The sequence below is a fragment of the Halomonas heilongjiangensis genome, assembly GCF_002879645.1.
In the GTDB taxonomy this organism is placed as follows: domain Bacteria; phylum Pseudomonadota; class Gammaproteobacteria; order Pseudomonadales; family Halomonadaceae; genus Halomonas; species Halomonas heilongjiangensis.
The window spans coordinates 74,847-83,925 of sequence record NZ_PNRE01000061.1 but is presented as its reverse complement, the minus strand read 5'-3'; the positions used below and the strand labels follow the sequence as shown (position 1 = coordinate 83,925).

At 68.4% G+C, this 9,079-nt stretch carries 10 protein-coding genes; 5 read left to right on the top strand and 5 right to left on the bottom strand.

Translation table 11 applies throughout. From position 1 onward, the window contains the following. The 5 genes from C1H66_RS14055 to gatC form a co-directional block, all read right to left on the bottom strand. A partial coding sequence (locus C1H66_RS14055; RefSeq protein WP_146010731.1) for a hypothetical protein occupies window positions 1-237 on the bottom strand: 237 nt, incomplete at its 3' end. A 183-nt stretch (window positions 238-420) separates the two neighbouring features. Further along, window positions 421-972, bottom strand: a complete 552-nt coding sequence (locus tag C1H66_RS14050; protein WP_102628509.1) for a cupin domain-containing protein — start codon at window positions 970-972, stop codon at window positions 421-423. Between the two features lie 70 nt (window positions 973-1,042). Beyond that, the gene (gene gatB, locus C1H66_RS14045) at window positions 1,043-2,497 is read right to left on the bottom strand and encodes an Asp-tRNA(Asn)/Glu-tRNA(Gln) amidotransferase subunit GatB (protein ID WP_102628508.1); all 1,455 of its coding nucleotides are present in this window, start codon (window positions 2,495-2,497) and stop codon (window positions 1,043-1,045) included. Then, window positions 2,497-3,957 (bottom strand): Asp-tRNA(Asn)/Glu-tRNA(Gln) amidotransferase subunit GatA, encoded by a 1,461-nt coding sequence (gene gatA, locus C1H66_RS14040; RefSeq protein WP_102628507.1) that lies wholly within the window; start codon window positions 3,955-3,957, stop codon window positions 2,497-2,499. The genes gatB and gatA overlap by 1 nt, the downstream gene beginning before the upstream one ends. Before the next feature lie 50 nt (window positions 3,958-4,007). Next, on the bottom strand, window positions 4,008-4,295 hold the full coding sequence (gene gatC, locus C1H66_RS14035; RefSeq protein WP_102628506.1) for an Asp-tRNA(Asn)/Glu-tRNA(Gln) amidotransferase subunit GatC: 288 nt from the start codon (window positions 4,293-4,295) through the stop codon (window positions 4,008-4,010). A gap of 180 nt (window positions 4,296-4,475) precedes the next feature. On the opposite strand from gatC, the gene C1H66_RS14030 reads away from it, so the two are divergent. From C1H66_RS14030 to rng, 5 genes are all read left to right on the top strand, one after another. Beyond that, complete coding sequence (locus C1H66_RS14030; protein ID WP_102628505.1) at window positions 4,476-5,513, top strand: rod shape-determining protein; 1,038 nt, start codon at window positions 4,476-4,478, stop codon at window positions 5,511-5,513. Between the two features lie 83 nt (window positions 5,514-5,596). Continuing rightward, the gene (gene mreC / locus C1H66_RS14025) at window positions 5,597-6,481 is read left to right on the top strand and encodes a rod shape-determining protein MreC (RefSeq protein WP_102628504.1); all 885 of its coding nucleotides are present in this window, start codon (window positions 5,597-5,599) and stop codon (window positions 6,479-6,481) included. Further along, complete coding sequence (gene mreD / locus C1H66_RS14020) at window positions 6,481-6,969, top strand: rod shape-determining protein MreD (RefSeq protein WP_102628503.1); 489 nt, start codon at window positions 6,481-6,483, stop codon at window positions 6,967-6,969. Before mreC ends, mreD begins: the two co-directional genes overlap by 1 nt. Before the next feature lie 10 nt (window positions 6,970-6,979). Then, a complete protein-coding gene (locus C1H66_RS14015; protein WP_102628502.1) occupies window positions 6,980-7,579 on the top strand; it encodes a Maf family protein in 600 nt (199 codons plus the stop codon). Between the two features lie 33 nt (window positions 7,580-7,612). Then, window positions 7,613-9,076 carry a ribonuclease G gene (gene rng / locus C1H66_RS14010; protein ID WP_102628501.1) on the top strand — a complete coding sequence of 488 codons (1,464 nt, stop codon included), beginning with the start codon at window positions 7,613-7,615 and terminating at the stop codon, window positions 9,074-9,076. Window positions 9,077-9,079: the final 3 nt, after the last annotated feature.

Here is a 9,079-nt window from a genome sequence, read left to right as displayed (position 1 = left end):
GCTGACCGCCTGGCCGTCGACGCCGCCCTCGGTGACCGCCTCGCGCGCCGTCTCCAGGCCGAAGACGGCGGCATCCGGGTTCTGCTCGATGGCGGTATCGAGATTCTCCTGGGCCTGCCCGGTGGCGGCGGGTTCGCTCTCCTCGACGATCACCTCGCCGTCGGCGTCCTGGGCCATCACGGCCAGGGGCAGCAGCCCGATGGCCAGGGCCAGGGGAATCAGGGTGCGAGTCTTCATGTCATGTCCTCCTTCGGTAAGGCATCGCATCCGCTGCGATGGGCATGAGTCTGCCCTCGACAACGTCTCTCCCTTCGGACACCTGCAGCCGGCCTCTTGTCGATCGGGCCTTGGTGGCAGGATGCGGCACAACCGGGCGGCCGGCAAGTCCCGCTCTGCGTGCCCGGAGGCTGGAGCAGGGGATCAGAACGCCCGGGCCGGGGTCGCGCAGCTGACCAGGCGGCAGGGGGCCTCGCCGGGGTTGCGGAAGCGGTGGGGAACATTGGTCTCGAAGTAGTAGGCCTCGCCGGGGCCGAGTCGCCGGGTGTCGGCGCCGATGGTGATCTCGATCTCGCCCTCCAGCACCACCCCGGCTTCCTCGCCCTGGTGGGTGATCATCTCGCGGCCGGTGTCGGCGCCGGCCGGGTAGGTCTCGATCATGAACGACAGGGCGCGGTCGTGGCGGTTGGCGCCCACCAGCTTGTAGATGACGTCGCCGCTGCCGACGTCGGCCAGCTCGTCGGCCGAGTAGAACACCTGCCGGCGGCTCTCCAGGTCCATGGTGAAGAAGTCCCCGACGCTCATGGGAATGGCATCGAGGATCTTCTTCAGCGAGCTGACCGAGGGGCTGACCTTGCCCTGTTCGATCAGCGACAGGCTGGAGTGGGTGACGCCACAACGCTTGGCCAGCTCGCGCTGGGAGATCCCGCGCAGGGTGCGCAGGGCGCGCAAGCGGGCGCCCACATCGTCCGACATCCGAATGTCCTCTTGTTCCGGCGGTGGCCGTCGCCCGGACGCTGCCGGGCGACACTCCTCCCGTCGCGTCTCAGCAGAGCGCGTCGAGCTTCTCCTTGAGAAGCGCGTTGACCTGCTGCGGGTTGGCGGTGCCGCGCGAGGCCTTCATCACCTGGCCGACGAAGTAGCCGATCATCTTGCCGCGCTTGTCGGGCTCGGCATCACGGTACTGGGCCACCTGGGCGGGACTCTCCGCGATCACCCGGTCGATCATCGCCTCGATGGCGCCGCTGTCGGTGACCTGCTTGAGGCCCTTGGCCGCGATCACCTCGTCGGCGCTGGCCCCCTCGCCGTTCCACAACGCCTGGAAGACCTGCTTGGCGGCCTTGCCGTTGATGGTGTCGTCGATCACCCGCGCGATCAGCTCGCCGAGTCGGTCGGCGGAGACGGGGCTGTGCTGGATCGGCAGGCCCTCGCGGTTCAGGGCGCCCGAGAGTTCGCCCTGCACCCAGTTGGCGGCCTGCTTGGCGTCGCCGCAGACCTCCCTGACCCGCTCGAAGTATTCGGCCATCTCGCGGCTCGCCGAGAGCACCCCGGCATCGTAGGCGGAGAGACCCAGCTCGCCCTCGAAGCGCGCGCGCTTGTCGGCGGGCAGTTCCGGCAGGGTCTCGCGCAGGTGGTCGACATAGGCCCGGTCGAGCACCACCGGCAGCAGGTCGGGGCAGGGGAAGTAACGGTAGTCGTTGGCCTCCTCCTTGGTGCGCATGCTGCGGGTCTCGTCGCGCTCGGGATCGAACAGGCGAGTCTCCTGGATCACCTGGCCGCCGTCCTCGAGGAGCTCGACCTGGCGCTCCACCTCGAAGGCGATGGCGCGTTCGACGAAGCGGAAGGAGTTGACGTTCTTGATCTCGGCGCGGGTGCCGAAGGCCTCCTGGCCGACCGGACGCACCGAGACGTTGACGTCGCAGCGCATCGATCCCTCGGCCATGTTGCCGTCGGAAATCCCCAGATAGGTGACGATCGAATGGATCGCCTTGAGGTAGGCGGCGGCTTCCTTGGCGCTGCGCAGGTCCGGCTCGGAGACGATCTCCAGCAGCGGGGTGCCGGCGCGGTTGAGGTCGACCCCGGTCATGCCGTGAAAGTCCTCGTGCAGCGACTTGCCGGCGTCCTCCTCGAGGTGGGCGTGATGCACCCGGATCCGCTTGGTGCTGCCGTCGTCGAGGGTGATCTCCACCTCGCCGGCGCCGACGATGGGGTGGTACATCTGGCTGGTCTGGTAGCCCTTGGGCAGGTCGGGATAGAAGTAGTTCTTGCGATCGAACACCGAGACCTCGGGGATCTCGGCGTGGATCGCCAGGCCGAACTGCACCGCCATGGCGACCGCGGCCTCGTTGAGCACCGGCAGCACGCCGGGCAGCCCCAGGTCGACGGCGCAGGCCTGGGTGTTGGGCTCGGCGCCGAAGGCGGTGGAGGCGCCGGAGAAGATCTTGGAGCGGGTGGCGAGCTGGACGTGCACCTCCAGCCCGATCACGGTTTCCCATTGCATCAGACGGTCTCCTCGGCGATGGCCGGACGGCGGCAGTGCCAGTCGGTGGCCTGCTGGAAGCGGTGCGCGACGTTGAGCAGGCGCGCCTCGGCGAAGTGGGTGCCGAGGATCTGCAGCCCCACCGGGCGACGCCCCGCGAAGCCGGCCGGCACGCTGATGCCGGGGATGCCGGCCAGGTTGACGGCGATGGTGTAGATGTCCTGCAGGTACATCGACACCGGGTCCTTGTTGGCGCCCAGGTCGAAGGCCGGGGTCGGCGAGGCCGGCCCCATCAGCACGTCGACCTCCTCGAAGGCGTCGAGGAAGTCCTGGCGGATCAACCGGCGGACCTGCTGGGCCTTCTTGTAGTAGGCGTCGAAGAAGCCCTCGGAGAGGGTGTGGGTGCCGATCAGGATGCGTCGCTTGACCTCCTCGCCGAAGCCCTCGGCCCGCGACCGCTTGTAGAGGTCGATCAGGTCCTGCGGGTTGTCGCAGCGATGCCCGAAGCGCACCCCGTCGTAGCGCGACAGGTTGGAGGAGGCCTCGGCCGGGGCGATCACGTAGTAGGCCGGTATCGCGTAGTGGGTATGCGGCAGGCTGACCTCGCGCACGCTGGCCCCCAGCGACTCGTAGACCTTCACCGCCTCGCGCACCGCGGCTTCCACCTCGGGGTCGAGGCCGTCGCCGAAGTATTCGCGCGGCAGGCCGATCTTCAGGCCGGTCAGGGGGGCCTCGAGCTCCCCGGTGTAGTCGGGCACGCCGCGGGCCACGCTGGTGGAGTCCCGCAGGTCATGGCCGGCGATGGCGCCGAGCAGCCGGGCGCAGTCCTCGGCCGTGCGCGCCATGGGGCCGGCCTGATCGAGGCTCGAGGCGTAGGCGATGATGCCGTAGCGCGAGACCCGGCCGTAGGTGGGCTTGAGGCCGGTGATGCCGCAGAAGGCCGCCGGCTGGCGGATCGAGCCGCCGGTGTCGGTGCCCATGGCGGCGGGTACCAGGCCGGCGGCCACCGCGGCGGCGCTGCCGCCGGAGGAGCCGCCGGGCACCGCGGCGGGGTCCCAGGGGTTCTTCACCGGGCCGTAGTAGCTGTTCTCGTTGGAGGAGCCCATGGCGAACTCGTCCATGTTGGTCTTGCCCAGGCTCACGGTGCCGGCGGCCTTGAGCCTCTCGACCACGGTGGCGTCGTAGGGGGCGACGAAGGTGTCGAGCATCCGCGAGCCGGCGCTGGTCTTGACGCCGGTGGTGCAGAAGATGTCCTTGAGCGCCAGGGGCAGGCCGGTGAGCGGGCCGGCCTTGCCCGCCGCGCGGGCGGCATCGGCCCGGTCCGCCGCCTCCAGCGCGGGTTCCGGTGTAATGGTGATAAAGCTGTTGAGGTCGTCGTCGAAGCGCTCGATGCGGGCGAGCAGGTGCGCCGTCAACTCGCGGCTCGAGAACTCGCCGGCCTCGAGGGCGGCGGCGAGTTCGCTGAGTGTCTTGTCATGCATGGGCCAAGGGCTCCGTCAAAGCTTGCCGGGAACGGAAGGTGCCGGGAGAGTCATTCCACTACCCGGGGGACCAGGTAGAGGCCCTTCTCGACCGCCGGAGCGCAGCGCTGGAAATCGTCGCGGCGGTTTGGCTCGGTGACCTCGTCGGCGCGCAGGCGCTGGGTGGCGTCCAGTGGGTGGGCGAGGGGGGCGACGTCGGCGGTGTCCAGGCTCTGCAACTGGTCGACCATCGCGAGGATGCGGCCGAGGTCGTCCACATAACGGGCCGCCTCGTCGTCGTTCAGGCCGAGCCGGGCCAGGTGGGCGGCCCGCATCACCTCTGCGTGTTCAAGCGCCATGATCAGGGTTCCTCGAACGGGGTGGGTCATGGAAATGACCGCAAAAGGTACCACATCCGGCGCCTCGCGGGCAGGTCCGGCGGGCGCCCATGCCGGGGGCTTTCGCTTGCTGCTGGGGGGCCGCGGTGATACCGTTTGCATCCGCATAGGGTTCCCGGACTGCACTAGGTAACGACTTCCATGTTCAAACGCTTGAGGGGGCTGTTTTCCAGCGATCTGTCGATCGACCTGGGCACGGCCAATACGCTGATTTACGTGCGCGGTCGCGGCATCGTGCTCGATGAGCCATCGGTCGTGGCGATTCGCCAGTCCGGCAACATGCGCAGCGTGGCCGCGGTCGGTTCCGACGCCAAGCGCATGCTGGGCCGTACCCCCGGCAACATCACCGCCATCCGCCCGATGAAGGACGGGGTGATCGCCGACTTCACCGTCACCGAGCAGATGCTCCAGCACTTCATCCGCAAGGTGCACCAGAGCACCTTCCTGACCCCGAGCCCGCGGGTGCTGGTCTGCGTGCCCTGCATGTCGACCCAGGTCGAGCGCCGCGCCATCAAGGAGTCGGCCGAAGGCGCCGGGGCACGTGAGGTGTTCCTGATCGAGGAGCCCATGGCGGCGGCCATCGGTGCCGGCCTGCCCGTCGAGGAGGCCCAGGGCTCGATGGTGGTGGACATCGGCGGCGGTACCAGCGAGATCGCCATCATCTCGCTCAACGGCATCGTCTACTCCGAGTCGATCCGTGTCGGCGGCGACCGCTTCGACGAGGCGATCACCGCCTACGTGCGACGCCACTACGGTAGCCTGATCGGCGAAGCCACCGCCGAGCGCATCAAGGAGGAGATCGGCTGTGCCTATCCGGGCGGCGAGCTGCGCGAGATCGACGTGCGCGGCCGCAACCTGGCGGAAGGCATCCCGCGCAGCTTCACCCTCAACTCCCACGAGATCCTCGATGCGTTGCAGGAGACGCTGGCCTCCATCGTCTCGGCGGTGAAGAACGCCCTCGAGCAGTCACCCCCCGAGCTCGCCTCCGACATCGCCGAACGGGGCCTGGTGCTGACCGGTGGCGGCGCGCTGCTGCGCGACCTGGACAAGCTGATCGCCGAGGAGACCGGGTTGCCGGTGATCGTCGCCGAGGATCCGCTGACCTGTGTGGCACGGGGGGGTGGCAAGGCCCTGGAGATGATCGACCAGCATACCTTCGAACTGCTGTCCAGCGACTGACGCTCTGAGCAGGACGCAGGCCTGGTGCGGGGGGATCGACTATTAAACCGCTGTTCTCGCACGGACCGCTGCCCGTCTATCGCATGCTGCTGTGCGCGCTGGTGGCGTCCGTGCTGATGTTCGTCGACACACGATTCACGCGCATGGAGGCCGTCCGTGCCCAGCTTTCCACCCTGGTGGCGCCCATCCAGTGGGTAGTCAGCGTCCCGAGTGACGTCCTCAACTGGGGCTCGCTGGCGCTCTCCGACCAGCGGGCACTGGTGGACGAGAATCGTCGACTGCGCGAACAGATCCTGACGCTCTCGCATCGGGTGCAGCGCATGGCCAGCCTGACCGCCGAGAACGTGCGCCTGCGCGAACTGCTGGCGGCCTCGGGTCAGAACGACGTGCCCTTCATCACCGGCGAGCTGCTGTCGCTGGACTCCGATCCCTTCTCCCACCAGATGGTGATCGACCGGGGGCGACGCAACGGCGTCTATGTGGGCCAGCCGGTGATGGACGCCTCGGGGCTGGTCGGCCAGGTCACGGCGGTATCGGCCTACTCCAGCCGCGTGCTGTTGCTGGCTGATGCCAGCCATGCGCTGCCGGTGCAGGTCAATCGCAACGGCCTGCGCTTCATCGTCCAGGGCACCGGCAACTACCAGGGCCTGAACGTGTTGCATGTCCCCGACACCGCCGACATCCGCGAGGGCGACCTGCTGGTCACCTCGGGCCTGGCTGGCCGCTTTCCCGCCGGTTATCCGGTGGCGCGGGTCGCCGAGGTCGTCCACGATCCCGGTCAGCCCTTCGCCCGCGTCACGGCCACGCCGGTGGCCCAGCTACAGCGCTCGCGTCACTTCCTGCTGCTCTTCCCGCCGCCCGCGGCCCCGGTGCCGGACGAGGACGGCTGGGAGCTGGAGCTCTCCGTGGAGGCGCGGGAAGCGGCCCGCCGGCTCGTTGGCCTGCCCGACGACGAGGAGGAGCCCTGATGCCCACCTCGTCGTCTGCCAGCCTGCTCTGGATCTGGCTGACCCTGCTGCTGGCGCTCTGCCTGCAGGTGATGCCGCTGGCCGATGGCTGGCAGATCTGGCGCCCGGACTGGCTGGGCCTGATGCTGATCTACTGGTGCATGAAGGCACCGCTCAGGGTCGGCGTGCTGCACGGCTTCACGCTGGGTATCCTGCTCGACCTGATCGAAGGCGTCACGCTTGGGCAGAACGCGCTGATCTTCTCGCTGCTGGCCTTCCTCTGTGCGCTGGTCTACCCGCGTTTCCGGGCCTATTCGCTGCTCCAGCAGGCGGTGCTGATCTTCGTCCTGCTCGGTACCGTGCAGCTCGCCGAGCAGTGGCTGCGCACCCTGCTGGGCCCCTTTTCCATTCACCTGTCGTTCCTGCTGCCGTCGCTGATCGGCGCGGCGCTCTGGCCCTGGCTGACCACGCTGTTCGAGGCCCTGGGCCGCCGGCTGGCCAGGGAGTGATGGAGGCGCCATGACCGCTCACCTCTGCCTCGCCTCCGCCTCGCCCCGCCGCCGCGCGCTGCTGGGTTCGATCGGCGTGCCGGTGGAGGTGTGCCCGGTGGACGTCGACGAGACGCCGCTGCCCGGTGAGGCGCCCGCCGACTATGTGGTCCGTCTGGCACGAGCCAAGGCCCAGGCCGGGGCGCGACACTCGCCGCTACCGACGCTCGGCGCCGACACCGCCGTGGTGCGCGACGGCGAGGTCCTCGGCAAGCCCCGCGACCGGGAGCACGCCGCCGCCATGCTGCGTTCGCTGTCGGGGCGCGACCACGAGGTGCTCACCGCGGCGGCGGTGACTGGACCGGCGGGGCTGCTCGAGACCTGTGTCTCGTCACGCGTCGTCATGCGCGCGATCGGCGCTGCCGAGATCGATGCCTACTGGGACACCGGAGAACCCGCGGACAAGGCGGGAGGGTACGCCATCCAGGGCCTCGCGGCGGTGTTCGTCGCGTGCATCGAGGGCAGCCATTCGGCGGTGGTGGGGCTGCCGCTGTTCGAGGTCGCGGCCCTGCTGGTACGTCAGGGCGTGCCGATCTGGGGCGGGGCCTTCCGGGACGGGGCTATGTCATAATGTTTTCAGAGACCTCTGGACAAGGATTTCCGCATGAGCGGTGAAGTACTCATCAACCTGACGCCGATGGAAACCCGAGTGGCCGTGGTGGAGAACGGCGTGCTGCAGGAGGCCTTCATCGAGCGCTCGCGACGCCGGGGCATCGTCGGCAATATCTACAAGGGGCGGGTGGTGCGCGTGTTGCCCGGGATGCAGGCGGCCTTCGTCGACATCGGCCTGGACCGGGCGGCCTTCATCCATGCTCACGAGGTGATGCCGCCGGGTACCCCGGCCGAGGAGCAGGTCGCCATCGGGGCGCTGCTTCACGAAGGGCAGGCCCTGGTGGTGCAGGTGACCAAGGATCCCATCGGTTCCAAGGGCGCGCGGCTGACCACCCATCTCTCGGTGCCCTCCCGCTACCTGGTCTATATGCCCGACTCGCCCCATCACGGGGTCTCCCAGCGCATTGAGGACGAGCGCGAGCGCGAACGGTTACGCGGAGCGCTCGAGGAGGCCCAGTCCGGCCAGCAACTGGAGGTCACCGGGGGCTTCATCGTGCGCACCGCCGCCGAGGGGGTCGGGGAGGAGGAGCTCACCAGCGACATGCACTTCCTCCTGCGACTGTGGCGCAAGGTGAGCGAACGCAAGGTCACCGCCCCGGCGCCCAGCGTGATCTACGATGACCTGCCACTGTTCATGCGGACCCTGCGCGACGTGATGCGCGACGAGATCGAGAAGGTGCGCATCGACTCCCGGGAGAACTACGTCAAGCTGGTCGAGTTCGCCGAGGAGTTCATGCCCGATTCGGTGGGGCGCATCGAGCACTATGCCGGCGAGCGCCCGATCTTCGACCTCTACAGCGTCGAGGACGAGATCCAGAAGGCGCTGGGGCGCAAGGTGCAGCTGAAATCGGGAGGCTATCTGGTCATCGATCCCACCGAGGCGATGACCACCATCGATGTCAATACCGGCGGCTACGTGGGGCACCGCAACCTCGAGGAGACGATCTTCAAGACCAACCTCGAGGCCGCCACGGCCATCGCCCGGCAGCTGCGCCTGCGCAACCTGGGCGGCATCATCATCATCGACTTCATCGACATGGAGGACCCGGAGCACCAGCGTCAGGTGCTGCGGGTGCTGGAGAAGGCGCTGGAGCGGGATCACGCCAAGACCAAGTGCACCGGGGTGACCGAGCTGGGGCTGGTCCAGTTGACCCGCAAGCGTACCCGCGAGAGCCTCGAGCAGACGCTCTGCGAACCCTGCGCCACCTGCCATGGTCGCGGCACCCTGAAGACCCCGGAGACGGTCTGCTACGAGATATTCCGCGAGATCCTTCGCGAGGAGCGTGCCTACGGTCCCGAGACCTACATGGTGCTGGCATCGCAGTCGGTGGTCGATCGACTGCTCGACGAGGAGTCGGCGGCGGTGGCCGACCTGGAGGCCTTCATCGCCAAGACCATTCGCTTCCAGGTCGAGATCCACTATTCCCAGGAGCAGTACGACATCGTGCTGATGTAAGCC